Genomic DNA, 25,080 nt, shown 5'->3' with positions numbered 1-25,080 from the left:
GACGACCCGCACGCATCGTCGGCCAAGCACGGTGCTCCGCTCCCGCTCCTCTGGATAAAGAAGCGACCCGCCGGCACCGCTCCTACCGCATCCGGTTTCGGTTCGCGGCGGCTGCCTTCAGGGCCGCAGGGAGTCGGCGGTGAGGTGGGACAGCTGGTGGGCGATGCCTTGGACGAGGGTGGTGCGGGGTGCCCAGTCCAGGAGGGCCGCTGCCCGGGAGCGGTCGGCGAGGGTGGCGTCCACGTCACCGGCCTGCGCGGGGAGCCTGGCGACCGGCACCGCGTGACCGGTCAGCTCCTCGACGGCGGACAGCACGTCCAGCACGCTGGTGCTGACGCCGGCCCCGACATTCAGGACAGTCGTGCCGATCCGACGGGTGGCGGCGGCGATCGCGGCGCGGACCACGTCGCCGACGTAGGTGAAATCGCGTGTGTGACGGCCGTCCCCGTAGAGCGTGAGCTCCGGGCCGCCCAGAGCCGCCGTCAGGGCGCGGCCGATCAGCATGTCGGGGCGTTGGCGGGGCCCGTAGACGGTGAACAGGCGCAGCGCCACCGCGGTGAGCGCGGACGTGGCCCGGCTGGCGTGAGCCAGGCACAGCTGTTCGCCGGCGAGCTTGCTGACCGCGTAGGGGGAGGCGGGGTTCGGTGCGGTCGCCTCGCGGGTGGCGTGGCTGCTGGTCCCGTAGACGCTGGAGGAGGAGGAGTAGACGAGGCGGGGTACGCGGGCGTCCTCGCAGGCGGACACCACGCGTTCGGTGGCGAAGATGTTGCACGACGTGTATTCGGTGAACCGCTCGCCCCACGAATCGCGCACCCCTGGCTGGGCGGCGAGGTGGAAGACCGCGTCGGCCTGCCGGAACAGGGCCGTGAGCGGAACGATCCGCACGTCGGCCGTGACGAGCGTGAAGTTCGGGTCGCCGAGGGCCCGGCCCAGATTGGCCGCGGCGGCCGGGTCGAGGCCGGGGGCGCGGCGGTCCACGCCGACCACGGTGGCCCCGCCCGCGAGGAGGGCTTCGACGAGGTGCGAGCCGATGAAGCCGGCGGCACCTGTGACGACGGCCCTGGCCAGTGCCGGTTGCCGGGTAGCCCATTGCTGCATGAACTTCTCCCCTGAGGTGAGTCTTACCGCTGGTCCGGAGGGTGTGGTCACCGCGTCCCGCCGGTGCCCGGGGTGTCCGGCAGGCCGAGGTCCGCGAGGACCAGGTCGGCCCGGCGGCGCCAGGTGTAGTGCTCCAGGAACTGCCGCCGGGCTTCGTCGCCGAGCGTCCTGCGCAATGTCTGGTCCGTGACGAGCTCGGTGAGGGCGTCGGCCCAGGCCTGCGGGGCGTCGGACGGACGCAGCAGGCAGTTGACCCGGTCCTGAAGGACTTCGCGCAGGACTGGGAGGTCCGAGGCGAGGATGGCCCGGCCGTGGGCCATGTACTCGAACAGTTTCATCGGGGAGGTCCAGCGTCCGATCTCGTCGAGGCGGCCCCAGGTGTACACCTTGGGCTGGTGGGGCGCGAGGACCACGTCGAAGAGCGGGAAGTAGCCGCGGAGGGCGGAGGGCGGCCGGTGCCCGTGGAAGTACACGTTGGGATGCGGGCAGGGGTCCTCCCAGCGGGCCCTGTCCTCGGTGGTGCCGCCGACCAGGTGGAAGTCGTAGCCGGGGAGCCGGCCTGCGAGGTCGAGGATGAGGTCGATGCCGCGCCCGTCGTAGAGGTGCCCGACGTAGCCGATCTTCGGTGCGTCCGGGCGGCCCGGCAGCCCGGGTATGTCGACCGCCGGGTCGGGATCCGGCGGGTCGGCGCAGTCGGGTGCGACGCGGATCGGCAGCGCGCCCAGGTGCTCGTAGGCTTCCTGGAGGTCGTGGGCGAGCGCATGGGTGACGACGACGACCTGTGCGAGCCGGGGGTGACTGAGCAGGGCCTGTTCGGTCCCGGCGGGCAGGTCCCGGCGCAGCTGGTGGACCTCGTACACGAAGGGCGCAAGGTCGGCGGTGGCGGTCAGGGTGTAGGGATCGCGAGCGTAGATGAGGTCCGGGGCGACGTCACCGGTCAGCAGCTCACGAACGTCCTCGCCGCGTTTGCGGTAGCCGGCCGGGGTGTAGTCGGGGGCGGGGATCAGCCGGATCGGGAAGCGGTGACGGACGCCGTAGTACGTGTACGGGTCGTCGTCGGTGTAGGAGCCGGGCAGGGAGTAGAGGGTGGCGTCGTGCCCGGCGTCGGTGAACGCGTCGCACATGCGCATGACATGGACGCCGTTGGCGAAGAACGAGGGGATGCTGCCTCCGTGCAGGTAGGCGATGCGCATGCCGTGCTACTCCTTGCTCGCCGTGGCGCGGTGGCCGGTGTGGATGCGGTGGCCGGTACGGGCGCGGCCGGTTGGTGCCGCCGCGCGCTGGGGGGTTGTTGCCGGGCCGGCTCCGCACGGGCCACCGGGTTCTCCTCGTGGTGGGACGCAGGGGGCCGGTCATGTCTCACCAGCGCACCGGCAGTGTTCGGGGGGACCGGGTGATCTGGCCGCGCTTCCAGTCCGCCGGGCCCGCCGCGCGCAGGGCCGGAAAGCGGCCCGTCAGGCCGGTGAGGGCCTCCTGGAGCTGGACCCGGGCGAGTTGCGCCCCGACGCAGAAGTGGGCGCCGTGCCCGAAGGCCAGGTGTGCCGGAGCGGCCCGTGTGAGGTCGAGCAGGTCCGGCGCGGTGTGGACGTCCTCGTCGTGGTTGGCCGAGGAGGTGAGCGCGATCACCGCCTCGCCCTCCTCGATCTCCACCCCGCTCAGCACCACGTCCTGGGTGGCCACCCGGAGGTTGGCTCCGACGGTGGCCTGGGCGTACCGCAGCAGTTCCTCGACGGCACCGGGGATCAGCTTCGGTTCGCGGCACAGCAGCTGGTAGCGCTCCGGCTGGTCCAGCAGCAGGTGGACCAGGCCGGCCAGCCGGTCGGCGGTGGTGCCGTAGCCGCCGGCGAGCAGGACGATGCAGAACGAGATGAGTTCGCCCTGGCTCAGCCGGTCGCCCTCATCCCGTGCCGCGATCAGCACGCTCAGCATGTCGTTGCCGGGGTGGGCGCGTTTGGCGGCGACGAGGACGGTGAGATAGCGGGTCATGTCGTCCACCGCAGCCATGACGTCGGCGTCCGGCATGGCGGTGACGCTGCGCATCGCGTCGTTCCAGGCGTCGAGCTGGTCACCGTCGAGCCGGGGTGTCCCCAGCAGGTCGCAGATCACCGTCAGGGGCAGCGGCCGGGTGAAGGACGCGACGAGATCGGCGGGGGACGGCTGCCGCTCCATACCCGCCAGCAACTGGTCGGCCCGGAGCGCGATGTCGCCGCGCATCGCTTCTGCCCGGCGACCACTGAGGGCCGGCGCGACGAGTCGGCGCAGCCGGGAGTGGTCGGGCGGGTCGGCGGCGAGGATCGAGTCGGGCAGTGTGGTGGTGCGGGCGGCCCTGGGGCCCTCGCCCCTGGTCGCCCGAGCCCGGCTGAAGCAGGGGTCGGCCAGGACGCGGCGGACGTCCGCGTGCCGGGTCACCAGCCACGCGGTGTCGCCGCTGGGCATCCGGACCCGGATGACCGGAGCGTTGCGGCGCAGCTCGGCGAACTCGGGTATCGGGTCGAGCCCGTCCCGGTGCGGGAAGGGGAACGACTGGATTTGTTCTGGCTGCTTCATTCGGCCTTCCGCCGTTGTGTGAGGGTGTGCTGGTCAGGGGCGTTCGTAGACAGAGACGTGGTAGGTGCTGTCGCCGGTGAAGGGGGTGCCGGTCCAGCTGCCCCAGCGTTCCTTGAGCCGCAGCCCCGCCTGACGTGCCATCAGGTCGAGTTCGCCGTGGCCCGCGTAGCGGAACTCGACGCGCAGGTGCCGGGTGCGTCCGTCCTCGTGGATGACGTAGTGCGAGCGGTAGCGCTGGGTCGACGGGTCGAGTCGTCGGTAGCACAGCACCAGGTGGTCCTCCCCCTCGGAGACGATCTCCGGTCCGGTCGCCGCCGCCAGGGCCTCGGGCACGTGGGCGTCCAGCACGAACAGACCGCCCGGCGTGAGCCGCGCTGCCACGTTGGTGAAACAGCGGGCCTGGGCGGCCTGGTCCGGCAGTTCGGCGAAGGTGCCGCCGGCCAGGAAGGCCAGGCTGAAGCTCCCGTCCACCGGGACCTCCGCGAAGTCGCCGAGCGTCACCGGGATCCCGGCTCCGCCCGGCTTGGCGCGCAGGCGGCGGAGCATCGCCTCGGACCCGTCGACGCCGTGCACCCCGATGCCGCGTGCCCGCAGGGGCAGGGCTACCCGGCCGGTGCCGATGCCGAGTTCGAGGACCGGCCCGTGGCCTGCGAGAGCGGCGAGGGATTCGACGGTCGCTCCGGTGATACCCGGCTTGGCGAACCAGCGGTCGTAGTCGTCGGCGTAGTCGGAGGCATAGCCGGGTCGGGACAACAGCGATGGGGCGGGGTTCATGGGGCTCCTAGCCGAAAGGGTGGGGGTGTCCGGGGCAGGGACCGGACGGCAGGGGCAGGGCTCCGGGGGCGAGTATGCGCACCACCCGCACGCCGGCGTCGCGGGCGGCTGCCGCGGTGCTCTCCACCAGGGCGACGTCCTGGCCGGTGTGCCCGGCGAGCACGTCGAGCGGATCCGTCGCGTCGAGCCGGTCCGTCCGCACGCCGTTCTCCGGCCGGGTGCCCGTGTGTCGCGACACGTTCCACAGCCGCAGGCTGTCCTGGCGGTGATAGGTCCACAGCGCGTGCTGGACGGCGGTCGCCGGCTCGCTCGTGCCGTGCCACTGCTCCCAGGCCGCACGGGCGACCGGTGTCCCCATGCTCCACCGCACCATGAGCGCCTCGTAGGCCGCCTTCTCGGCCAGGGACTTAACGGTGTGCGCCGGCCCGCAGCGGGCACCGAACGCCTGACCGGTGCCGTCGGGCCGGTGCAGGCATACGACGACACAGGCCGTCGTAGCCGGAGCGGGGAGGCCGAAGGCCGTCATCGTCAGCCCGCCGTCCCGGAGGAAGGCCGCTAGGGGCGGCGGGGGAACGAACGGGAGCAGGCTCCGCGGCCGGTCGGCGAGCCCGTACCAACTGCGCCGCAGCAGGTCGCGTTCGAGCACTTCCCAGGCCGCGTGGCGGGCCGCCGCCGTCATGTCGGGGTGCGCGGCGATGCCGGTGGACCCCGACGACTGCGCGGCATCGCACCCGGCGGGGGGCCGGTGGTGGAGAAACGCCGAGCCCGCCGGGACGAACACCTCCGCACCGCCGGTCGTCCGGCCGCGCACCCACAGCCTTCTGGTGTCCGGGCCGGGCCGCGGCTCGATGGCGGGTACCCCCTTGCGGCGCAGTTCCTCGCGGGTGCCCACCAGCTCGGCGGCGGCCTCGGCCTCCCGCCCCGCCATCACATTCCCGAGCCGCTCCAAAAGCTCTCCGCGCGCGCTCAGGACGACTTGGTCCCGGTCGTGCCCTGCGGCGCTGCCGACGAGCACCGGCGCTCCGCCGGCGGCGCTCGTACTCTCGAACGCCGCCGAGCGGGCAGCTACCCGCGCGAACACGATGTCCGGCTGTTGCGGATAGGGCGAGAACACCTGGGGCGCCCATGACGTCACGCGGATTCTCCGATGACGTCGGCACACTCCGCCAGCACCCCTCTGCCGTGGGCCGTCAGCTTGTCGGCGTAGGCCCCCAGGGTGTCCACGGCCTGGTGCGCCGCGCCCAGGAGTGTCTCGTGCCGGGAGCCGACCGCCGGGTCCGGACCGGCGAGCCGCCGGTACAGCAGCACACTGCGGGCCAGCACCACCGTCTGCTGGAACAGGCCGGTCAGCGGCCGGGGGTCGGCCCGCAGCGGCGTCGCGACCAGCAGGTCCTCACCTCGCTCCGCACCGCTGGCGCCCTCGGCCTGGTCGGAGAGGTCAGGCCGGCCGGGGAGGTCGGGGAGGTCGGGGAGCAGGAAAGGATCCGTCAGAGCCGCCGCGTTGCACCGGGTATGCGCACCCTCGTGCACCAGCGCCTCGGCGAACCGCACCGGGCCCGGCAGCCCGGCGGCACCGGCCGTCAGGCGGGCCCGGTGCACCAGGATGGCGCCGTGAATGGTGAAGTCCGTGAACCCGTCGATCGCATCGCCGTCCAGCAGCGCAATCTCGGCGACCGTCTCCCGTACTTCGGCGGCGGCTTCGGGCCAGACCCGGGTCAGCAGGCTGACAGCCTGGGCCAGCGCCTCGCGCTCGCATTCCTGCCACACCGCGACCTCGGCCGTGACCGGCTGTCCGTCGGCGCGCTGATGAGCCGGGATGGACCGCAGCGCCCGGGTCACGCTACGGCTCAGATGGCCCTGCGGGTCAGCGGGCCCGAAGGCGGACGGTGACACTTGCTCCAGTCGTTCGGCCAGCCTCCGCCGCCGCTCCTGATCCAGCGGGCCGGACCGCAGCGCCCGTTGGGCGGTGTGGGCGACCTCGGCCACCGCTGGATGGCGCAGACCGTCGCCGCCCGGCGGCACCAGCTCCGCTCGCTCGAGCACGCTCCGCATGCGCCGCAGCAGCTGATCCCGTTCGTGGACAGCCTCCTTGGCATCCGGTTCGACGCGCATGCACCCTCATTCTCCGGACCTCGACAGCGACGTGCGGCGGGCCGGAAGGGCCCGCCGCGGGAAGTGCGGATGTGCCGTCGCGACTAGTCGCGAGAGGGGATGTCAATCATCAGCGCGAGCTCGGGAAGGTCTTCGTCTGCGACCTGCTCGATTTCCTCGTTCATGGAGGACTCCCTTCACCTCACCGGCCCCACCGTGATCGGTCGGGCTTCACCGGCAGCGTCATCGTCCGTGGCTCAATTGCCGCGGCCAAGGGTGGGTGGCGGATACGAAGGGTATCCGGACGCCGGCGTGCAGTCCGAAATCCGGCTAGCCAAAGGAGTCAGGGCCGGTGTGAGGCACCTGTCCGGTGCAATCGGCTCACGGCGGTTTTTCGGCGGAAGGCCGTGCCGTGGGCGGACCGGGAGGTTCGGGGACCGCCGGCCGAGATGTTGAGCGATCGGCCGGTCTCAGCCATATCGCCGACGCCCGGGATGCGTCAAAGATGGCCGGATGAGGCGGTCTTCCGCTGGGTCGAAGGGATGGGTACTTTGGAGAAGAACCCCTCCTGCGCGCCATTGGCGCCATTCCCCTGCTCTGTCGCACGGACGGTCGCCGAGAATTCCGCATATGTCTGGTCAGGTGGTCAGGGAATCTTCACCAGGCCGAGAGGAGTCGCGGAGCGAGAGCGCACGAAAAAGGGGAGGAATCACATGACGGAGGACTGGCAGCTCGACGTCGAAAGCCGTCTCTGCATCGGTTCGGGAGTGTGCGCAAGTGCCGCGCCCCACCATTTCACGCTCGACAGCACCCGCCGGTCGCGGCCGACCGCCGCGCACGTCACCCCCGACGACCGAGTACTGAACGCGGCGTTCACCTGCCCTGTGGAGGCTATCTCGGTCGTCGAGCGGAGTACGGGGCTGACGCTCTTTCCCGAAGAGGAGGAACGTCAGTGATTCTGCTCGCCGACCCGCATACAGCCGACGAGCCGACCGGCGCGAGGCTGAGTTGAGCCAGTGCGCACCGTGCTGCCACTCCCCCCGCCTCTCGACGCTATTGTGCGGTTGCCCGCAGGGTACATAGTCATTCTCCATGACGGGCTCATCGCTATTTCCTGGACTCTCCGCCACAGCGGATGTCTATGTCCTCTCCTTCCCGAAGTGCGGACGCACTTGGCTGCGGCTACTGATGGCCAAGGCCATCTCGCTCAGCTGGGGCCTCCCGATGGAGATGTGCCGAGATCTGCGATTGGAGGAGTTCAGTGCCGCGGATACGCGGATCCCGGAGATCACCTTCTGGCACGACGACCGAGTCGGCTGGCGCACACCGGGGCAACTGTCCACGGACAAGGAGCACTACCGCGATCGCCGGGTGGTGTTCTTGACCCGCGACCTGCGTGACACGACAGTTTCCTACTATTTCCAGCGGAGTCTGCGGCCGGACAATCCCTATACCGGCCCGCTCGGACAGTTCATCGGTGAACACGAGGGCAGCCTGCGGACCTGTGTCGCGTTCTGGAACATATGGCACGCCTGTCAGGACGTTCCACGGTCGTTCCTCCTCACCTCCTACGAGCGTCTCGCAACCGACACCTCCGCAGAACTCGCCCGGATCATGGCCTTCTGCGGACTCCCGGGAGTCGAGCCCGAAGTGCTGCGGGAAGCGGTCGAATTCGCCAGCTTCCCGAGCATGCGGGCGATGGAACTCAGCGACACCCTCAACTCGGAACGCCTACGGCCCGGCAGACCGGGTGACCCCGAGTCCTTCAAGACCCGCCGCGGGATCATCGGCGGATTCCGCGACTACCTGACAGCGTCTCAGGTCGAGGAGATCGATGACCTGATCAGGACCAACCTGGTGCCCGACTGGCGCGCGCTGGCGTTCGCGGCGGATGATCCCGTCGCCACAGCGCAGCACACCCGGAAACCGACACGCTGACGCCGGGCCGGGCCGGCGGCGACGCCCCCGGGCATGTTCTGGCACCGCAGATGGCTGCGCCTGGCCGCTTAGCTTGTTCTTTATCTTCCGGAGGCGGCCGATGGCTTTGGGGGTTCCCGGGCGTTTAACCGTCTTGCCCACGTCGTACGGGGTGCCGGACAGCGGTTCTTGCCGTGGCCCGTTGGACGTTCACGTTCACCCCTACCGAGTGCGGCACCCGAGCCGAGCAGACCTAGCACGACCTGCGGGTGGATCCCTTCGGGATGCTGCTCGGTCGGGCGTACGTGCGACTCGGCCGCACGGGACCGCGGGCGGACCACAACGAACGGACGTTGCGCAGGACGCTGGCCGCGTTGAAGGACACCCTGGAGGGAGCGGCGCACGGCCTCCCCTGACATGTGTTTCGGTCCTGCCCGAAAGCTCTGTCCCCCTTCCCGTGCACGCGGCAGCGTGTACGCATCAACGGGGAAGGCTCACCGGCCCCACAACTGCGGTAAGGATCACTATGTCTCAACTAGTTGCCCGACGCACCGGAGCAGCCACCGCGCTGCTGGGATTGGCCGCAGCAACAGCCCTGGTAGGAGCCGGTCCCGCTCACGCAGCCTCCTGGAACTGCGGTGGAGAGTCGAACGGCGTGTACACCATGGCGTACTGCCAGAAGGGCGGCAGTAAAGTCAAGGTCAGCTATGTGGAGGAAGGCGACAGGGTCACCGTCTGGGACGAGTTCGACAACGGCCGGTGGACCATCGCCTACGTCAAGGTCGCGGGTGAAGGAACTGCCCGATTCACCAGCCAGGGCCATGAGATCAACCGATACGGAAACCAGGGCTACGACGAGGGCAAGTCCGTCAAGGTGAAGGTGTGCACCTCGAAACTGCCCGGCGCCGTGTGCTCGGGTTGGAGCCCTGCGGGCAAGACCTGACCAGGCAGCACGCCGCGGGGGCGGAGCGCGCAGGGCGCCCGCCGCCAGGCCACATGGCTCAGTCGCGCCCCCACTTCGCATGGGACGCCCCACCTGCAACTCCACAGGCCACCTAGGGCATCTGAAGACACGTCGGCCGAAGCCGGTCGGCAACGGGAGACGTGCCGGCCCGGGGAAAGCGGCGCAGAGGACACGGAGACACCCAGCATGAGGACACATCGCAACCCGACCGTGAACGCGAAGACCCGACGCAGCGCCAAGGGCCTGGGCATCGCGGCGCTCGCCGCTGCCGCCATGGCCACGGCTATCCCGCTCGCAACCGCGACACCCGCCGCCGCGGTGCCTGTGGGCTGCAACCTGGTGCCTGTCCACGACGACTGGGAAGGGCTCTGCTACCGGCGTCCCACGGACGGCGACTCCGGAGGCGTCAGCGGCGCCGTCAAGATCAACAACGTTCGCAACCCCAACTTCGGGAGTATCGAGTTCCGCGCGAAGGGCGAGAACTTCTACCTCAACACCAAAGGCCAGTCGGCGGCATTCACGGCCTGGTACATCCGCGACGGACGGGCCCACTACTTCTTCGATCGCCTCCGGGTGGGCGCAAACAGCTTCAAGTTCGTCGATAAGGACTTGTCCGAAGGCCGCACCGTCTGGATCAGGGCATGCGTCACGCAAGGTTGCGCCACCCTGAAGACACTGCGGTCCTGACCAGGAGACCCTCGTCGGAAACTGCTGCACCGATCCGGAAGGCTCACGCCGCAGGGCCGGGCAGCCGTAGATTCGCGATCAGACAAGCGACTTGACTCACCAGATCCAGCTCGCCGGTCACGGTGACGGTTCCTCGAACGGCACTCCAAGGCGCCCGGTGGTGGAGCGACCGTAGGTCGGACTCAAGGGCTTCGGCCCAGCCCGAGTCTGCCCACTTTTCCGTATCGGGGGTGTCCTCCGTGAAGTCCTTCATGCCCCCGGCGCCCATCTCAGGCATGGACGGCGGCGGCTGCTCGTTGAAGAGCCGCACGAAGAAGGTGCCGTCGAAGGGAGGCCGGATCTTGGGCAGCTGGATCGAGGCGATCTTGTCGAGGCCGAGCGCCACCAGCGTGTACGTATCGCCGTCGCACGGCAGGACGCAGCTGTCACCGGTGTAGTTGGGGCCGCTGTAGAGAACGAAGTCTTCGGAAGATTCGCTCATGATCCATACGCTATCGGTGCCCCCGCCAGATACCGACCGATTCGCGGGGGGAATCCACCCCTTCGGGTGCCTGACCCAGGGACCCAGGGCGTATCGGACAGAGGGTTGGGGCCTGGCTCCCGTGAGGAACCAGGCCCCATGGGCCGAAGCTCAATAGTTGTCACCAGCAGTGCCGTTTGAGCTGATACATGAGACCAGTTGAAGCAACCTGGCTGTCACCGGCAAGGCACGCGGCTTGTCACAAGTTTCCATTCGGCAGTCTTTCTGTCACCAGCAGCAAAGATCGCAAGTACCGCAGGGAGCTCGCCCCGGACCGGCATCGGCCCCAGGGCCGCAGGGCGTGCGTTGCGGTTGACCGCGCGCCCCTCGATCTCGCCATATTGGCACTGTCTGTATAGGGCCTACTGCGATGTGTCATGCCGGTGGGAAGGACGCTGCTGTCGCATATACGACAGCAGCGTCCTTCTCTGGATGGGGTTGGTCATGTCATCTGAGTTCACGGTGTCCCGGGACAAATGTGTGGAGCGGCTTCGTGCGCAGTTGCAGGGCGGGGAGCTGCCGGCGCAGTTGGCAGCGCGCACGGCGACGTCGCGGGGGTCGCGGCTGCTGTACGGGGCGATGCTGCACGGTGCGGCCCGGCTGGAGGCCGGACAGGAGCTGACGGACCTGGAGGCGCCGCTGGTGAGGCTGCTCCAGCGGCTGTTCTCCACGGAGGGAGCGTGGGAGATCGGCCGAGTCTTCCTGGAGGAGGAGTCGGTGCGCAACGCGTCGACGCTGTTCCCCGACAGTCTCGTCGCGCGTCCCGTCGAGCAGGGCTACACCTCACAGGACCTGCTTGCCGACCTGGAAGTGGTCGGTGAGGAGATCAGGTCGCAGCCGAACGTGAGCCTGACCGACCTCGATGCCGCGGGCGCGGCCGGGGCGGACGGCGGGGACATGGACTCGCAGGAGTTTGTGCACGCGATGGCGGACTACGGGTACGGGGCGACGGTAGTGACCGCCTCGGAGCTGCAGAAGACGCTCGGGGAGCCCAAGGCGGTGCAGACCCTGCTGGCGCTGTCGAAGTTCTACTGCGTGCGTGAGTCCAACGAGGCCAGCGCCTCGGACGAGATTTACTGGGCCCTGGCAGCGGGCGCTGATCAGGGCGGGAAGCAGTCGTCCGTCACCCGTATCTACGAGAACGTGGACAAGGGTGAGACACACACCGTCGACACGGGCACCGTGCTGTTCTCCGGCTCGGTCGACAAGGCGCTGGTCTGCACGATCCACTGCTGGGAACGCGACCACAGCATGCCCGATGATCTCGGCGACACGATCAAGGACATCTCCACCGCGGTCCAGGATGTCGCCAGCTTCCTGGGCAAACTGCCCCTGGGCACGCCTTTCCAGACGACGATGAAGTTCGTTGAGCTGGTTGGTCTGATCGGTGAGCTCATCGGCGAGATCCTCAACTGGCTCAGGGACGACTTCGTGGCCGAGCGCACCCTGGCCTTCGACCGCGCGGCCCTGGAGCGGCTGCACAACCGGCCCGGGCGTGAGGACTACTGGAACTTCAACGGCCCATCTGAGGAAGGGCACTTCCAGCTCTACATCCGCAGCGGCCCGATGCAGTACCCCACCATCTCCGGCGGCTGGCCCGGACTCAGGGGCACCAGCTTCACCTCCAACCTCGGCGCGGCCTGCCCCGTGCCCGGCAGCAGCACCGACATCTACCTCTTCCGGGACAGCCAGTACGTCCGCTACACCGTCAGGAACGAGACGATCGACTTCGGGCCCGCCGACATCGCAGCCAACTGGCCCGGACTCAGGGGCACCAGCTTCACCTCCGGTATCGGCGCCGCTTGCAAGGTGCCCGGCAGCAACAGCGACATCTACCTGTTCCGCGGCAGCCAGTACATCCGCTACAACGTCAGCAAGGAGAAGCGCGAGCACGGGCCCGCCAGCATCTCAGCCAACTGGCCCGGACTGCAGGGCACCAGCTTCACCTCTGACATCGAGGCCGCCGTCAACAGGCCCAACAGCAGCACCGACGTCTACCTGTTCAAGGGCAGCCAGCACGTGCGCTACGACCTCAACCGGGAAAGGATCGTCTTCGGCCCCGCCAGCATCCCGGCCAACTGGCCCGCCCTGCGCGGCGGCTCCCGGTGATCTTTGGGATACTTGCAGGCTATGAGGTTGCTGGCAGGGATTCGTGAGACAGACCAGAGTCTGGCCAAGCAGCTTGCTGCCCGTGCCTGGCCCAGCCTTCACCGGACGCTGTCAGCAGTGGAGGAGACGGCGGAGGGGACCAAGCTGTGGTGCGGCGCGGCCGCCACGATGGTCTGGCTGGGCGGCTGGCGCGGGCGCAAGGCCGCCATCGCGGGCCTGGCCGCTGTGGCGGTGGCGCAGCTGGTCTCCAACGGGGTGTGCAAACAGCTGGCCCACCGCCCCCGGCCCCCCAGGGAGTGGTTCCCGCACGACGAGGTCGAGGACCGTCCCGACTCGTCCTCCTTTCCCTCCGGGCACACTGCCGCCGCGGTCGCCTTCACCACCGCCGTCGCCCCCGCATGGCCCCTGGCCGGCGCCCTGTGTTCGGTACCGGCCACCATGGTGGCCATCGAACGCGTGCAAAGCGGCGCCCACTACCCCAGCGACGTGGCGGTCGGCGCCGCGATCGGCCTGGCCAGCGCCTGGCTCACTCACCGCACCCCGCGCCTGATCCTGCACCACTGGCTCTAGCGGCCGCCCCTCAAGGCGCTCCCGTACGCGCCGACCGGTACGAAGTCACGACCACCCCTCAGAAGCTCACCGAGCTCGGCGGAGAGCCTGACCCACGCCAGCGAACGCCAGGTCGCCGAGGCACTCTGTCGGGATGGGGTCTTCCGCGGGGGGCTAGGCAAGGTCGTCAATGCACGCGGCCCTCAACCATCTCGTCCTCTTCTTCGTCCGAGAGGTGGACGTCGTTAACGGCGATGTTCACCTCGGGGAACAGACGCACCAGCAGCAGTAGTCACACAAGTACTTACGAGCAACTACTGGCGCAAGACACTGGTCTCACCCAAGGCGGATCTCCTTGAGGGTAAGCGCTGGAAGGTTACATGGACACTCAACGACCCTCCCAAGACAGGCAGTTGGCGGGTCGTACTGGTCCCCCCTTCGGCGCGGTTCCAGTGCATGACCACTGTCCCCTCGACGCCCTCCCGTATTGCGGCCGGTTTCCCATGCCAACCGCGCGTCGTCAGGGACACTGTGAGCGCTCCCGTCACCTGATGGGGTCGAGGAACGCGTCGAGGCCTAGGCGGACGGTCGCGCCGAGGCCATCGCAGGTGGGGCACATGCCCTGGGGGTCGTTCAAGGAGAACGCGCTCGGTGGCAGGCCCGCGCGATCGCCGGCCCGGGAGAACAGCAGACGCAGCAGCGGGTTGATGTCGGTGACCGTGCCCACGGTTGAGCGCGGGTTGCCGCCCAGGCGTTTCTGGTCGATGACGACTGCCGCGGAGATGTTCTCGACGGCGTCCATGTCCGGCCGCCCGTGGTCGGGCAGGAAGGTCCGGACGAAGGCGCCGAAGGTCTCGTTGAGCTACCGCTGGGCCTCGGCCGCGAGGGTGTCGAACACCAGGGACGACTTGCCCGAGCCGGAGACACCGGTGAAGACGGTCAGGTGCTGTCTCGGGATCTGACGCGCGACGTTCTTGAGGTTGTTCTCCCTGGCACCGGTCACCTTGAGGGCGTCGGCCTCACGTGTGCTTATTGGTGGTGCGGGTGGGCTCCCCCACCGGGGGATGTAAGGGGGAGCCCAGTCTCGGGTGGGCCTGCGGGCGGTGCCGTCAGGCGTTCTCCTTGCGGAAGGTCCGCGTGCCCCACAGCAGGGCGAGGGCGGCCATGACCAGCAGCACGAGGCAGCCGGTCAGCAGCCCCGTGGCGCTCATGTCCCCCCGGAACGCCGCGCGTTCGGCGTCGACCACATGGGTCAGGGGGTTGATCCGGGCCAGGTTGTACAGCCAGCCTGGGGCCAGTTGCTCGGAGACCGGCAGCAGCACCCCGGACAGCAGCAGAAGCGGCAGGAGCACGGCGTTCATCAGCGCGGGGAACGCGGCCTCGCTCTTGAGGACCATCGCCAGTGCGTACGATCCCGAGGACAGCGTGATGGCCAGGACCGCGGCGATCGCCAGGCTGAGCAGCAGCCCGGTCAGTGAGGCGTCGAGGTCGAAGACGAGCAGCGTCACCAGCACGATCAGTACGGACTGCGCGGTGGCTTGCACAGCCTGGGCCAGGACCTTGCCGAACAGCAAGGCGGCCCTGCTCGCGGGCGTGCCGCGGAAGCGGTCGACGACGCCGACCCGGTACTCGGTGAGCAGCCCCACCCCGGCGAAGGAGCCGCTGAACAATGCCGTCTGGACGATGAGGGCCGGGGTGAGGACCTCCCAGGCGCCGCCGGGCGGGAAACCGGGGGTGTGGTCGACCACGGACACCATGAGGGGTCCGAAGAGGAACAGGTACAGCAGCGGCTGCATGATCCCGATGAGCAGCCAGGTCGGGCTGCGCAGCGCGAGCTTCATGTCCCGCACGAAGATCAGTTGGGTGTCACGCAGCATGGACGGCCTCCCTGGCCTGGGGCGCGGGGTCGTCGTCCCGCAGGGAGCGTCCGGTCAGGCTGAGGAACACGTCGTCGAGGGTGGGCCGGTTGACCTTGACCGAGACCATGGTGATCCCCCGGCCGTCGAGGGTGCGCAGCAGTTCCGGCAGGGCGGCGTCGCCGCGGGGCACCCGGAAGCGCACCGTGTCGCCGTCAACGCTCACCTCGGTCGCGCCGGTCAGCCGCCCGGCGACGTCGGCCGCCTCCGCGATCTGGTCGGTCACCTCGATGGTGATCGCGTCGCCGGCGACCCGGGCCTTGAGTGCGTCGGGGGTTCCCTCGGCGACGATCGTGCCGTGATCGGTGACGAGGATCCGGTCGCACAGCGCGTCCGCCTCGTCGAGGTAGTGCGTGGTGAGGAAGACGGTCGTGCCCTGCTCGGAGCGCAGGCGGCGGACGTGGTCCCAGAGGTTGGCCCGGCTCTGCGGATCGAGCCCGGTGGTGGGCTCGTCGAGGAAGACGAGCGTCGGTTCGTGGACCAGTCCGAGAGCGATGTCGAGCCGACGGCGCTGACCGCCGGAGAGCGTCTTGACGGGGCGCTGGTCCAGGCCGGCGAGGTCGAGCCGCTCGGCGAGCAGGGCCCCGCGCCGTTTGGCCTCGGACCGGGACAGGCCGTAGAGCCGGGCCTGGAGTTCGATCTCCTCGGCGACTCTGGACTCGGGCCAGGTGGCGCCGCCCTGGTGGACGCAGCCGATCCTGCGCCGGACGCCCTGGGGGTCCGTCAGCAGGTCGCAGTCGGCCACGGTGCCGGTTCCGCCGGTGGGGCGCAGCAGGGTCGTGAGCATCCGTAAGGTCGTGGTCTTGCCCGCCCCGTTGGGGCCGAGGAACCCGACAACCTCCCCGGGCGCCACGTCGAAGTCGATGCCTTTGACCGCTTCGACACTCTGGCCGCGCACGGTGAACCGGCGGGCGAGACCTCGTACTGTGATCATCAAATCCTTCTCTCGGCCCGGCAGTCGTCCGGCCGACTCGCGGCGCCCGGCCGGGATGCCGGCTCCGGCGCGCGGCTCGTCAGGACTGGCCATCGGCCGCCGCCTGGTACTCGGCGAGGCGCTCCTGCGCCTCGGCCATGTCGTCGGCGGTCGGGGCGTCGTCCTGGGTGAGCTTGACGCGCCAGTAGCCGCTGAAGTCGATCGCGCGCTTGTCGAGCCCCCTGTCGTTGACCAGGTGGCGCCGCAGGGTCCGGACGACGCCTGCCTCGCCGGCCAGCCAGGCGAAGGGGCGCCCGGGCGGGAACTCGGCGCCGCGGACGGCGTCGATCAGGGCTTCGCTGCGGCCGGCCTGGGTTCCGTCGCGGTGCAGCCAGTGCAGGGTGACGTCGCCCGCCGTCTGGAAGGTCTGCTGCTCGGCGCGGCCGGCGACCTCGATGTAGACCTGGGCGCGGGTCCGCTCGGGCAGGGCCTCCAGCAGGGTGCCGATGGCGGGCAGTGCCGTCTCGTCGCCGGCGAGCAGCAGCCAGTCGGTGGAGGCGATCGAGTCCGTCAGGGAGACCGGTCCGGCGTAGAGCGCGGAGGGGCCGACCATGCCGAGCCGGTCGCCGGGGCGGGCGGAGCCGGCCCAGGCGCTGGCCGGGCCGCTGTCGCCGTGCAGGACGAAGTCGACCTCGACGGTGTTCGTCCCGGGTACGCGCCGGCGGAGGGTGAAGCTGCGCATCCAGGGCCGCTCGTCCTCCGCAATGGCCAGAAATGCCTGGTACCAGCCCGTCGCGTCGTCGCTCTGCTCCGGCAGGACGGGCCGCTCCTGGCCGGGCCGGGGGAAGCAGAGCTTGAGCTGCTGGTCCGGGGTCAGGCCGACTGAGTCGTCGAGGTGGGAGGCCTCGAACGTCACGCGGGCCATCCGCGGTGTGATGCGTGTGATGTCGGTGACCTGGATGAACGTGACGGGGAGCTCTGCCATCGAAAACCTTCCACGAACGTACGGGCATACCGGGGCCGGTGACCGCCCAGCTGGTATCCTTACAGCGTAAAGAGTTGCGCCGGTGAGGTTACTTTATGCAGTAAGGAGTTGCAAGGTGGTTGTTTTCGCCGGACAGGGCGATGCCCGCCGATCCATGTCCCTGCTCTGGCGATCGGCCGAATCCGGGGGGCACGCTCTCAAACCCGGATCCAAACCCGGTCCCAAACCCGGACTCGACGTGGACACGATCGTGGCCGCGGGTGTCGCGGTGGCGGACGAACAGGGCATGACGGCCCTGTCCATGCGGGCGGTCGGGACCCAGCTCGGGCGGACCGCCATGGCGCTCTACACGTACGTGCCGAGCAAGAGCGAACTGGTCGACCTCATGCACGACCGGGTGCTGGCCGAACTGCCCACGGAGTACGACACGAGCGCGGGGTGGCGGCCGGCAATCACCGACTGGGCCGACGACGCCTGGGCGTTCTATCTCCGCCACCCCTGGGTCCTCCAGGTCTCGCAGGCCCGACCCGTACTCGGGCCGAACGAGTACACGCGGCTGGAAACGGTGGTGCGGATCCTGGGCGGAATCAGCCTTGAACCCCTGCACGTAAGACGGGTCATCGCGGTGTTGTCCCAGTTCGTGCGGGGTATGGCCATCGTCGCGACGGAACACCGGCAGGCGGCGCCGGAGACCGGGGTGCCCGACGAGGAGTGGTGGGCCCAGCGGTCCGCACTGCTCGCGGAGTTCGCGCCCAACTTCACCGAACGCTTCCCCGCCCTCGCGGCCCTGGAATCGGCCGCGACTCTCGCCGCCATGACCGAGGCGGAGGCGGGCGGCGCCGCGTCACACATGGAGCAGGAGGCGAAGGAGGCCTTCCGGGTGGGCCTGGACCTGATCCTCAACAGCGTCGAGGCGGCGGCGCGGACGGGCTCCGACGGCACGCTCCACGCCTCGGCCGGAACCCCCTGACAGGCTGACAGGGTCGTGCGGGCCCGGGCGGGCCCGCACGAGTCAGCCCCTGCCGCACTCCCGAAACGGTCAGTATCGAAGCCGATTGCACCCCAATCGGCCATCTCCGGCCGAAAATATTCATTGACGGTATCTCGGACGGTGACTACCGTTTTTTGAGCTTGCGCCCTTAATGGCTCGAGGGCGCGATGAATGGTGCGAGAAGCATCATGCCCCGATTTCAGGAGAAAGCCGGTGCACCACATAGCACAGCACGACCGGAGTGACCGTCAATTACCAGTCGGCCGCCGAGCGACCGAGGCGGCCCGCCCTCGCAGGCCCGGCGAGCGGGAACGAATCTTCACCACCCGGGTCGGCCTCAAGATACCCACCAGCCTCACGTACGACCGATGGGAGAAGGCCGGGCAGCACATCTTCCAGATCGCCGACTCCTCCGCCTGGTGCCTGGGCGACTGGCTCGTCTACGGCCAGGACCGCTACGCAGACCGCTACCAGACCGGAGTCCAGGCCGCGGGCCTCGACTACCAGACACTGCGCAACTACGCGTGGGTGGCACGACACTTCGAGCTCTGGCGTCGGCGCGAGACGCTGAGCTTCGGCCACCACGCCGAGGTCGCCTCCCTGCCACCGGCGGAGGCCGACACCTGGCTCGACCAGGCGGAGCAACACGGCTGGTCACGGAACCAGCTCCGACTGCGGCTGCGGGAGGGCCGCAGAGGAAACCGGCCAGCCAGCCCCGCGCGGGCCAGCCAGCTCCGGATCAGCGCCCCCTGCGACCGTGTCCAGCGCTGGCGGGAGGCCGCGTCGAGGGGAGACCGCGACTTCGAGGAGTGGGTCCGGCTGGCGCTCGACCGTGCCACCGCGCACGATCTCGGCCATTGACGCCCCCGCCCGACCACCGGAGACCACCCCAGATGGAGATCCGCATCGACCACCGCACCTGTATCGGGGCCGGACAGAGCACCCTCACGGCACCCACCGTCTTCACTCACGACGACGACGGGTACGCCACGCTCGTGCCCGACGGGGCGCGGACGACGACCCCGCGGAAGGTCACCCAGGCCGCGCTGTCCTGCCCCGTCCAGACCATCGCCGTGGGGAACGACCCACCTGACACCTGACGTCGCAACTCCCGCCACCCCCCAGGGCTGAGGGCTCCACAGTGCGGACCGTGGAGCCCTCAGTGCTGCGCTCACCTCATGGTCCGAAGAGTGCTGTGGCCACTTCAGGGGCCGAGCAGCAGGCGCAACGCGTTCAGCCGCCAACTGCCGGGCAGCCGGGCGCGTTCCTGCTCCGGATCGCCGTCAGCCAGCGCGAGGTCCGGGTAGCGGTCCAGCAGCCGGGCGAGCGCCACCTCGCCCTCCTGCCGGGCCAGCGTCGCGCCCAGGCTGCAGTGGATGCCGTGACCGAAGCCCACGTGGTTCTCCGCCTGCCCGTCCGGCTGACGTGTCAGGTGCAGCCGGCCCGGGTCGGTATAGCGCCGCGGGTCGAAGTTGGCGGAGACCAGCACCGGTTGGACCGGGTCACCGCGGGCGATGCGCGTGCCGGCGATCTCCTGCACCGCTCTCGGGAGCAGCGCCGGGTTCTCCCTGAGCCGTGCCAGCTGGTCGGGATGGGCGAGCAGGGCCGCGGTGCCGTTGCCGATCAGATGCGTGCTCGTCTCGTGGCCGGCCAGCACCATGGTGACCATCTCCGTGTCGTGCTCCAGCAGGCCCACCGTTCCGTCCTGCGCCCGGTGGGGCAGTTCGGCGAGCAGCCTGTCGGCGATCCGTTCGATGGCGGGCGCAGATCGAGGATACGGCGGGCCGTGAACGCCCGGGTCACCAGGCGGCGCAGCCGCGGATGGTCGGGCGGGTCGCTGTCCAGGATGGATCCGAGCAGGTAGACCCATAAGTGCTCGGGGACCCTGAGCAGCTCCATCATCCCCTCAACCGGATCCGTGCCCGGCGCGCCGGGCACGTGGGAAGGGGTGTTGACGAACCGTGGTCGCGCAGCACAGCGTGGACGTCGTCGTAGCGGTCACGAACGACACCGGAGTGCCGTCGACGAACCGGCCGCGGACGACCGGGTCCTGCTCGCGCAGCCGGCCCTAACCGCCGAAGGGGTCGGCGAGCAGGTCGGGGGCCATCATGTGCGGGCCGGCGGGGCACGCCCCTCCCCCACCGGCCGGCGGGGCGTCCTGGAACGTGGGAGACATGATCGGCTCCGGTACTCGCTGGGGCGTCACTTGACCGCGCTGATCACGCCGTGCGGCGTCCACCGGCCGCCGGGCAGCCGCTCGGGCTTCACGAACCCGGCCGCGGCGAACCACTCCTCGTACTGGCCCCACCGGTAGATCGTGCTGCTGGCTGCCGGCAGCGTCGCGAAGTACACGTTGTCCAGGGCCGCGTACAGCGGGCCGTCCCCGCTGTCGTCGGACATGGCGTTGAACACCAGCACCCGCCCGCCGGCCGGCAGCGCCGCGTGCGCCTTGCGCAGCAGCCGTATGTTCTCCTGCGGTGACCAGATCACGAGCTGGTTGGCGAAGAGCACGCAGTCGTGGCCTGTCGGGTAGGTGTCGGCGAAGATGTCCGCGGCCCGCACGGAGATCCGGTCGGACAGACCGTGCTCGGCGACCTTCTTGCGGGCGATCTCCACCGTGCCGGGCAGGTCCAGGACGGTGAACTCCACGCCAGGGTTGGCCTGGGCGAGGGCGATGGCGTTGACGCCGTCGCCGCCGCCCACGTCGAGCACGCGCCGCACTCCGGTGAGGTCGGCCTTCTCGACCAGCACGGGGTTGGACAGCCGGGACCAGGACCGCATGCAGCGGTAGAACAGCTGCTCCAGCTCGGGGTCCGCGGACAGCCGGTGGTAGAGGTCCTCCCCCGTGCCCTTGATCCGTCGCAGGCCGACGTTGGTGTTCTCGCGCAGCGACGCGATGAAGTCCACCTCGGCGGGCCGGACGATCCGCTCCTCGTACTCGACGAGATCCTCGATGATCTCCCAAGTGCCCTCCGCGAAGAGGCCGTTCAGCACGTCTGCATTCTCGTAACCGCCGCCCTGACGCACCGTCAGCCCGAGGGCGGTGGTGCCGAGCAGCAGGATCTGTACCGGCCGCTCCTCCAGGTCGAGTTCCCGGCCGATCTCCGGCGGGGTCAGGCCCGGTCGCCGGTGCAGCAGGGTGAACAGGCCCAGGTCGCTGCCCGCGCGGAGCATCTGAAAGGCCGAGGAGCCGAACAGGATCTGTACCAGTCCGTCGGTGGTGAGCGGGGACGCGTGAGCCATGGGCACTCCGAATCGGCTGAGGTGGAGAGGGTGGTGTGCGGGGAGGCGGAGGTCAGGTCACCCGGGCGAGGCCGACGGGCCGGGAGGCGTAGGCGCCCTCGGCCACGACGTCGCGGATACGGGCCAACGCGTCCCAGACGTCGGTGAACCGGGTGACGAGGGGGGACAGACCGATGCGCAGCCGGTCCGGGACCCGGTAGTCGCAGACGACCTTCGCGTCCGCGGCCGACGCCTGGCAGATCCGCCAGGCGTCGGGGTGGTACAGGGACAGATGCGAACCGCGCCGCTCCGGCGGGCGGGGCGAGGCGGGCCGGAAGTCCAGCGGAGTGAGCCAGGCGTCCGCCAGATCGTCGGCCAGCCGGCCCAGCCGCAGCCCCTTGGCCCGGATCCGCGCCAGGCCGGCCTCCTCGACCAGGGCGAGGGCGGGATCGATCGCCGCCAGCGACACCAGCGGCGGGGTGCTCACCAGGAACCGCTCGATGCCCGGCACCGGGTCGTAGTCGGGCCCCATCTCGAACTGCCCGCGCTGCCCGTACCAGCCCCACACCGGCTGCCGCAGCCGGGACTGCAGGTCGCGGCGCACATAAAGGAAGGCGGGTGAACCCGGGCCGCCGTTGAGGTACTTGTACGTGCAGCCGACGGCGAGTTCCGCGCCGGTGCCGGCCAGGTCCACGGGGACGGCTCCGGCGGCGTGCGACACATCCCACACCACCCGCGCGCCGACCGCGTGGGCCAGGTCGTTCACCTGCGCCATGTCCAGCAGCGCGCCGCTTCGGTAGGACACCAGCGACAACACCACCAGCGCGACGTCACCGTTCAGCGCCGAGCGCAGCGCGTCGAGGTCGAGGCCGCCGTCGAGGTCGGACGGCAGCCGCACCAGCCGCAGCCCACGCTGTTCGGCGAGGCCCTGGACGATGTACCGGTTGGTCGGGAAGTCCTCGGCGTCCATCAGGACAGTGCCGCGCCCCGGCGCCGCGTCGAGGGCGGCGGCCGCCAGCTTGTAGAGGTTGACCGACGTGGAGTCGGAGATCACCACCTCGCCGGGCGCGGCGCCGAGCACGTGCTCGGCGAGGCGGTCGCCGAGCCGTGCGCCCCAGTCGATCCAGCCCTGCCACGACCGCACCAGTCCGCCGCCCCAGCCCTCCTCGACCACCTCCCGCAGCACCTCCGGCGTGGCGGCGGGCAGCGGGCCCAGCGAGTTGCCGTCCAGGTAGATCAGCTCTGGATCGGCGATGACGAACCGCTCGCGGAACGCGGCGAGCGGATCGTCCGCGTCCAGTTCCTCGGCCACCGTGCGCGAGATCCCACTCCCCATCGGCCCTCCTTCTGTTTCGTATCGTCCGTGTCCGCGTGTCCCCGCCGTCCGCGGGGAGGCCGTGGGTGGCCCGGTCAGAGCGTGGAGCGCACCGACCACAGTTCCGGGAAGAAACGGTGCTCACTGATCCGGGCGAGCCAGGCCACGCCCTCGGTGCCGCCGGTCCCGGGCTTGGCGCCCAGCATCCGCTGCACGGTCACCAGGTGGGTGTAGCGCCAGCGTGCGAACTGGTCGGCGGTGTCCATCAGCGCCTCGGCGAGCAGATGCAGGTCGCGATGGCGGACGGGGTCCTGGTAGACCGCCCGCCAGGCCTCCTCGACCTCCGCGCCGCCGCGGTACGGCCGGGTGACGTCCCGGTCCGGGGAGTCGTCGGGCGCGAGCAGCCCGCGGCGCGCCAGCAGCGCGAGCGCGGCGTCGTACAGGCTCGGCTCGTGCAGCTGGCCGACCACCGCCTCGTAGCCCGCCGTGTTCCGGTGCGGCGCGGCCATCGCGGGGTTCTTGTTGCCGAGCAGGAACTCCAGGCGCCGGTAGCCGGCCGACTGGAAGCCGGAGGCCGACCCCAGGACGTCCCGGAACTCGGCGAACTCCACCGGGGACAGCACGGAGAACGTCTCCCACGACACCAGCAACACCTGCTGCACCCGCGCGGCGCGGCGCAGCGTCCACAGCGCGTCGTCGAGCAGGTCGTCGGCCAACTGGTCGCGCGCTGTGCTGAATTCGGTGTGCAGCAGCTTGAACAGCAGCTCCTTGACCTGGCTCATGATGATGAACCCCGGCTCGGTACGGGCCGAGCTGAGCGGATGCTGCAACGCCAGCAGCTCGTCCATCCGCGCGTAGTGGGCGTACGGGGTCGTGTCCGACGGGGATCCGACGGACAACGGGCACGCGGGGCTCCGGGTGGTCTGTTCGGTGGTCATGCGGTCGTTCCTTCCAGTCCCATCTGCGCCAGGACCGCGTCGCCCAGCCCGGTGCCCGGCATGCCCAGGTCGTAGGGGAGGTCGAAGTGGTCGCGCCGATCGGCGACGACCTCCGTCACCGCTGCCCAGGGGCGCAGCGCCGTCACCATCCGGTCGTGTTGGCGGACGTACTCCTCGGTCTCGTTGCCGCCGCGGGCGACCACCGTCTCGGGCAGCCGCGCCGGCAGTCGAAGGATCGGGCTGTTGCGCAGGGCCGCGGCCTCGTCCAGCCGCAGCGCGTCGTTGACGTAGGACAGGCGGACCGGCTCCAGGTCGTACATGCCGCTGAGCAGCACCGCCCCGGCGATCCGGCCGGACACGTCCGGGCCGGCCGGCGCATCCGGCAGCAGGGCCATGGCGGCCAGGTGCGCGCCGGCCGAGGTGCCGCACAGATGGAGGCGGTCCTGGGCGAACCCGAGCCCGTCCGCGTGCCGCAGCAGCCAGTCCACGGCCCGGCGCACCATGCCCGCCATGGCGTCCAGGCCGACGTCCGGCGCCAGCCCGTACTCGATCACCGCGACCGCCGCGCCGGCGGCCAGCAACGGCGGCACCGGGAACGCCGATTCGGCGCGGCCGAGTGCCTGCCAGTTCCCGCCGTGCACGAACACCAGCAGCGGCGCCCGCCCGGCCGCCGGTCCGGGGAAGTAGTCGAGCCTCTCCGCAGGGTGCGGCCCGTAGGCGAGAGAGGTCCGCACCGGGTGGTCCCGGCGGGCGGCCTCGCTCAGCCGCTCGTACTCGCGCAGGTAGGCGTCCAGGCTCGCCACACGCGAACTCGGCGAGTACTGCCGGTCCAGCGTGGCCTGGTCCATGCCCCGGTACACGGCACCTCCGGCCGGCCGTGCGTCGCGCATGCGCTCAGCTCCCCGGCGCGTAGGCGGCACAGGCCCGCTCGTACACCTCGGTCAGCAACGGGTCGATGCCGTGCGAACCGCTGCGGTAGCGGGCTCCGAAACGGCTCGCGTACTCCTCGAACCACTCCCGCCGGTCGGCCAGGAACAGCACGTCGTGGATCGCCATCGACCGCACCGCCATCATCGGCACCGGGGAGTGGCTCACCTCGAACGCCGGGTTGCGCGCGGCCTTCTCCTCGCACTTCTCGTGGAACTGGGCGATCATCAGCCCCCGCCGCACACTCTCCGGCTTGAGCGCGGTGTGCGCCGCGTCCAGCAGGTGCAGGTGCTCGGCCGGCAGGTCCGGCAGGACGAGCAGCAGCGAGCGCAGATTCGGGTTGCCGGACTTCCAGTCGACCTCGCTGAACTCGTCGAGGCCACAGCGGACGATCTCGTCGATCAGGGTCTGGCTCGGGGTGGGGCCGATCAGCCTGATGCGGATCTCCAGCGCGTCGGCACGCTGGGCGGGTTCGACGAACGGGCACACCGGGCCGGTGCGTCCGAGTTCGCCGTGCGGTCGGCGGATGTACTCGCTCAGCCATTCGTCCACGGCGGCCAGGGCCTTGGCCACGTCGACGGAGAGCACGTCGGTCAGCATCAGTGTCAGTCCTCAGG

The 25,080-nt window shown here is 70.1% G+C and carries 28 protein-coding genes; 10 read left to right on the top strand and 18 right to left on the bottom strand.

Annotation, left to right across the window (positions count from 1 at the left end; translation table 11 throughout):
* Positions 1-117: 117 nt before the first annotated feature.
* From E5671_RS44250 to E5671_RS44225, 6 genes are all read right to left on the bottom strand, one after another.
* Positions 118-1,098, bottom strand: a complete 981-nt coding sequence (locus E5671_RS44250) for an NAD-dependent epimerase/dehydratase family protein (RefSeq protein WP_160509820.1) — start codon at positions 1,096-1,098, stop codon at positions 118-120.
* Between the two features lie 47 nt (positions 1,099-1,145).
* Positions 1,146-2,291, bottom strand: a complete 1,146-nt coding sequence (locus tag E5671_RS44245; protein WP_160509819.1) for a glycosyltransferase family 4 protein — start codon at positions 2,289-2,291, stop codon at positions 1,146-1,148.
* Positions 2,292-2,457: 166 nt separating this feature from the next.
* Complete coding sequence (locus E5671_RS44240) at positions 2,458-3,645, bottom strand: cytochrome P450 (protein WP_160509818.1); 1,188 nt, start codon at positions 3,643-3,645, stop codon at positions 2,458-2,460.
* Positions 3,646-3,678: 33 nt separating this feature from the next.
* On the bottom strand, positions 3,679-4,419 hold the full coding sequence (locus E5671_RS44235; protein WP_160509817.1) for a class I SAM-dependent DNA methyltransferase: 741 nt from the start codon (positions 4,417-4,419) through the stop codon (positions 3,679-3,681).
* A gap of 7 nt (positions 4,420-4,426) precedes the next feature.
* A complete protein-coding gene (locus E5671_RS44230; protein WP_160509816.1) occupies positions 4,427-5,554 on the bottom strand; it encodes a YcaO-like family protein in 1,128 nt (375 codons plus the stop codon).
* Entirely contained in the window at positions 5,551-6,531 is a 981-nt protein-coding gene (locus tag E5671_RS44225; RefSeq protein ID WP_160509815.1) for an aKG-HExxH-type peptide beta-hydroxylase, read from the bottom strand. Before E5671_RS44225 ends, E5671_RS44230 begins: the two co-directional genes overlap by 4 nt.
* Before the next feature lie 692 nt (positions 6,532-7,223).
* Here E5671_RS44225 and E5671_RS44220 point away from each other — a divergent pair.
* The 5 genes from E5671_RS44220 (at position 7,224) to E5671_RS44200 (ending at position 10,078) form a co-directional block, all read left to right on the top strand.
* The gene (locus tag E5671_RS44220; protein ID WP_160509814.1) at positions 7,224-7,466 is read left to right on the top strand and encodes a ferredoxin; all 243 of its coding nucleotides are present in this window, start codon (positions 7,224-7,226) and stop codon (positions 7,464-7,466) included.
* A gap of 136 nt (positions 7,467-7,602) precedes the next feature.
* Positions 7,603-8,448 (top strand): sulfotransferase domain-containing protein, encoded by an 846-nt coding sequence (locus E5671_RS44215; protein WP_160509813.1) that lies wholly within the window; start codon positions 7,603-7,605, stop codon positions 8,446-8,448.
* 248 nt (positions 8,449-8,696) lie between these two features.
* Positions 8,697-8,843, top strand: a complete 147-nt coding sequence (locus tag E5671_RS44210) for a hypothetical protein (RefSeq protein ID WP_160509812.1) — start codon at positions 8,697-8,699, stop codon at positions 8,841-8,843.
* 239 nt (positions 8,844-9,082) lie between these two features.
* A complete protein-coding gene (locus E5671_RS44205) occupies positions 9,083-9,370 on the top strand; it encodes a hypothetical protein (RefSeq protein ID WP_160509811.1) in 288 nt (95 codons plus the stop codon).
* Between the two features lie 231 nt (positions 9,371-9,601).
* Entirely contained in the window at positions 9,602-10,078 is a 477-nt protein-coding gene (locus E5671_RS44200; RefSeq protein ID WP_160509810.1) for a hypothetical protein, read from the top strand.
* A gap of 43 nt (positions 10,079-10,121) precedes the next feature.
* Here the strand turns inward: E5671_RS44200 and E5671_RS44195 are convergent, their stop codons facing one another.
* Positions 10,122-10,559, bottom strand: coding sequence for a hypothetical protein (locus E5671_RS44195; protein ID WP_160509809.1), 438 nt, complete (start codon positions 10,557-10,559; stop codon positions 10,122-10,124).
* Positions 10,560-11,042: 483 nt separating this feature from the next.
* Between E5671_RS44195 and E5671_RS44190 the strand changes: the two genes are divergently transcribed.
* Positions 11,043-12,707, top strand: a complete 1,665-nt coding sequence (locus E5671_RS44190; protein WP_160509808.1) for a hypothetical protein — start codon at positions 11,043-11,045, stop codon at positions 12,705-12,707.
* A 117-nt stretch (positions 12,708-12,824) separates the two neighbouring features.
* Complete coding sequence (locus E5671_RS44185; RefSeq protein WP_336606020.1) at positions 12,825-13,277, top strand: phosphatase PAP2 family protein; 453 nt, start codon at positions 12,825-12,827, stop codon at positions 13,275-13,277.
* Between the two features lie 523 nt (positions 13,278-13,800).
* Here the strand turns inward: E5671_RS44185 and E5671_RS47865 are convergent.
* The 5 genes from E5671_RS47865 to E5671_RS44160 all read right to left on the bottom strand — a co-directional run bounded on the left by E5671_RS47865 (position 13,801) and on the right by E5671_RS44160 (position 17,070).
* Positions 13,801-14,058: a hypothetical protein gene (locus E5671_RS47865; protein ID WP_160509806.1), complete on the bottom strand. Its 258-nt coding sequence runs from the start codon at positions 14,056-14,058 to the stop codon at positions 13,801-13,803.
* A gap of 60 nt (positions 14,059-14,118) precedes the next feature.
* The gene (locus E5671_RS47860; protein WP_160509805.1) at positions 14,119-14,259 is read right to left on the bottom strand and encodes a hypothetical protein; all 141 of its coding nucleotides are present in this window, start codon (positions 14,257-14,259) and stop codon (positions 14,119-14,121) included.
* Between the two features lie 106 nt (positions 14,260-14,365).
* Complete coding sequence (locus E5671_RS44170; RefSeq protein ID WP_160509804.1) at positions 14,366-15,133, bottom strand: ABC transporter permease; 768 nt, start codon at positions 15,131-15,133, stop codon at positions 14,366-14,368.
* Positions 15,123-16,106, bottom strand: coding sequence for an ATP-binding cassette domain-containing protein (locus E5671_RS44165; protein WP_160509803.1), 984 nt, complete (start codon positions 16,104-16,106; stop codon positions 15,123-15,125). The genes E5671_RS44170 and E5671_RS44165 overlap by 11 nt, the downstream gene beginning before the upstream one ends.
* Positions 16,107-16,185: 79 nt before the next feature.
* On the bottom strand, positions 16,186-17,070 hold the full coding sequence (locus E5671_RS44160) for a siderophore-interacting protein (protein ID WP_160509802.1): 885 nt from the start codon (positions 17,068-17,070) through the stop codon (positions 16,186-16,188).
* A gap of 115 nt (positions 17,071-17,185) precedes the next feature.
* On the opposite strand from E5671_RS44160, the gene E5671_RS44155 reads away from it, so the two are divergent.
* The 3 genes from E5671_RS44155 (at position 17,186) to E5671_RS44145 (ending at position 19,161) form a co-directional block, all read left to right on the top strand.
* Positions 17,186-18,040: a TetR/AcrR family transcriptional regulator C-terminal domain-containing protein gene (locus E5671_RS44155; protein WP_160509801.1), complete on the top strand. Its 855-nt coding sequence runs from the start codon at positions 17,186-17,188 to the stop codon at positions 18,038-18,040.
* Positions 18,041-18,274: 234 nt separating this feature from the next.
* Positions 18,275-18,922, top strand: coding sequence for an LmbU family transcriptional regulator (locus tag E5671_RS44150; RefSeq protein ID WP_160509800.1), 648 nt, complete (start codon positions 18,275-18,277; stop codon positions 18,920-18,922).
* A gap of 32 nt (positions 18,923-18,954) precedes the next feature.
* Positions 18,955-19,161: a ferredoxin gene (locus E5671_RS44145; protein WP_160509799.1), complete on the top strand. Its 207-nt coding sequence runs from the start codon at positions 18,955-18,957 to the stop codon at positions 19,159-19,161.
* A 104-nt stretch (positions 19,162-19,265) separates the two neighbouring features.
* On the opposite strand, the gene E5671_RS46725 is transcribed toward E5671_RS44145, so the two are convergent.
* The 6 genes from E5671_RS46725 to E5671_RS44115 form a co-directional block, all read right to left on the bottom strand.
* Complete coding sequence (locus E5671_RS46725; protein WP_237330388.1) at positions 19,266-19,757, bottom strand: cytochrome P450; 492 nt, start codon at positions 19,755-19,757, stop codon at positions 19,266-19,268.
* A 506-nt stretch (positions 19,758-20,263) separates the two neighbouring features.
* The gene (gene acmL, locus E5671_RS44135; protein ID WP_160509798.1) at positions 20,264-21,304 is read right to left on the bottom strand and encodes a 3-hydroxy-D-kynurenine methyltransferase AcmL; all 1,041 of its coding nucleotides are present in this window, start codon (positions 21,302-21,304) and stop codon (positions 20,264-20,266) included.
* 52 nt (positions 21,305-21,356) lie between these two features.
* On the bottom strand, positions 21,357-22,619 hold the full coding sequence (locus E5671_RS44130) for a kynureninase (protein ID WP_160509797.1): 1,263 nt from the start codon (positions 22,617-22,619) through the stop codon (positions 21,357-21,359).
* A 74-nt stretch (positions 22,620-22,693) separates the two neighbouring features.
* Positions 22,694-23,536 (bottom strand): tryptophan 2,3-dioxygenase, encoded by an 843-nt coding sequence (locus tag E5671_RS44125; protein ID WP_160509796.1) that lies wholly within the window; start codon positions 23,534-23,536, stop codon positions 22,694-22,696.
* Positions 23,533-24,426: an alpha/beta hydrolase gene (locus E5671_RS44120; RefSeq protein WP_160509795.1), complete on the bottom strand. Its 894-nt coding sequence runs from the start codon at positions 24,424-24,426 to the stop codon at positions 23,533-23,535. Before E5671_RS44120 ends, E5671_RS44125 begins: the two co-directional genes overlap by 4 nt.
* Before the next feature lie 4 nt (positions 24,427-24,430).
* Positions 24,431-25,063, bottom strand: a complete 633-nt coding sequence (locus E5671_RS44115) for a DUF6875 domain-containing protein (RefSeq protein WP_160509794.1) — start codon at positions 25,061-25,063, stop codon at positions 24,431-24,433.
* Between the last annotated feature and the right edge of the window lie 17 nt (positions 25,064-25,080).

This window comes from Streptomyces sp. BA2 (assembly GCF_009769735.1).
In the GTDB taxonomy this organism is placed as follows: Bacteria; Actinomycetota; Actinomycetes; order Streptomycetales; family Streptomycetaceae; genus Streptomyces.
The sequence above is the reverse complement of the archived record's forward strand: the minus strand, read 5'-3'. Positions and strand labels throughout refer to the sequence as shown.

Coding starts and splice junctions, on each gene's coding strand:
- E5671_RS44235 (WP_160509817.1), bottom strand. CDS start 4,419: ATGAACCCCGCCCCATCGCTGTTGTCCCGACCCGGCTATGCCTCCGAC.
- E5671_RS44250 (WP_160509820.1), bottom strand. CDS start 1,098: ATGCAGCAATGGGCTACCCGGCAACCGGCACTGGCCAGGGCCGTCGTC.
- E5671_RS44125 (WP_160509796.1), bottom strand. CDS start 23,536: ATGACCACCGAACAGACCACCCGGAGCCCCGCGTGCCCGTTGTCCGTC.
- E5671_RS44245 (WP_160509819.1), bottom strand. CDS start 2,291: ATGCGCATCGCCTACCTGCACGGAGGCAGCATCCCCTCGTTCTTCGCC.
- acmL (WP_160509798.1), bottom strand. CDS start 21,304: ATGGCTCACGCGTCCCCGCTCACCACCGACGGACTGGTACAGATCCTG.
- E5671_RS44130 (WP_160509797.1), bottom strand. CDS start 22,619: ATGGGGAGTGGGATCTCGCGCACGGTGGCCGAGGAACTGGACGCGGAC.
- E5671_RS44145 (WP_160509799.1), top strand. CDS start 18,955: ATGGAGATCCGCATCGACCACCGCACCTGTATCGGGGCCGGACAGAGC.
- E5671_RS44170 (WP_160509804.1), bottom strand. CDS start 15,133: ATGCTGCGTGACACCCAACTGATCTTCGTGCGGGACATGAAGCTCGCG.
- E5671_RS44165 (WP_160509803.1), bottom strand. CDS start 16,106: ATGATCACAGTACGAGGTCTCGCCCGCCGGTTCACCGTGCGCGGCCAG.
- E5671_RS44115 (WP_160509794.1), bottom strand. CDS start 25,063: ATGCTGACCGACGTGCTCTCCGTCGACGTGGCCAAGGCCCTGGCCGCC.
- E5671_RS44195 (WP_160509809.1), bottom strand. CDS start 10,559: ATGAGCGAATCTTCCGAAGACTTCGTTCTCTACAGCGGCCCCAACTAC.
- E5671_RS44120 (WP_160509795.1), bottom strand. CDS start 24,426: ATGCGCGACGCACGGCCGGCCGGAGGTGCCGTGTACCGGGGCATGGAC.
- E5671_RS44215 (WP_160509813.1), top strand. CDS start 7,603: ATGACGGGCTCATCGCTATTTCCTGGACTCTCCGCCACAGCGGATGTC.
- E5671_RS44160 (WP_160509802.1), bottom strand. CDS start 17,070: ATGGCAGAGCTCCCCGTCACGTTCATCCAGGTCACCGACATCACACGC.
- E5671_RS44225 (WP_160509815.1), bottom strand. CDS start 6,531: ATGCGCGTCGAACCGGATGCCAAGGAGGCTGTCCACGAACGGGATCAG.
- E5671_RS44190 (WP_160509808.1), top strand. CDS start 11,043: ATGTCATCTGAGTTCACGGTGTCCCGGGACAAATGTGTGGAGCGGCTT.
- E5671_RS44240 (WP_160509818.1), bottom strand. CDS start 3,645: ATGAAGCAGCCAGAACAAATCCAGTCGTTCCCCTTCCCGCACCGGGAC.
- E5671_RS44220 (WP_160509814.1), top strand. CDS start 7,224: ATGACGGAGGACTGGCAGCTCGACGTCGAAAGCCGTCTCTGCATCGGT.
- E5671_RS47865 (WP_160509806.1), bottom strand. CDS start 14,058: ATGGACGCCGTCGAGAACATCTCCGCGGCAGTCGTCATCGACCAGAAA.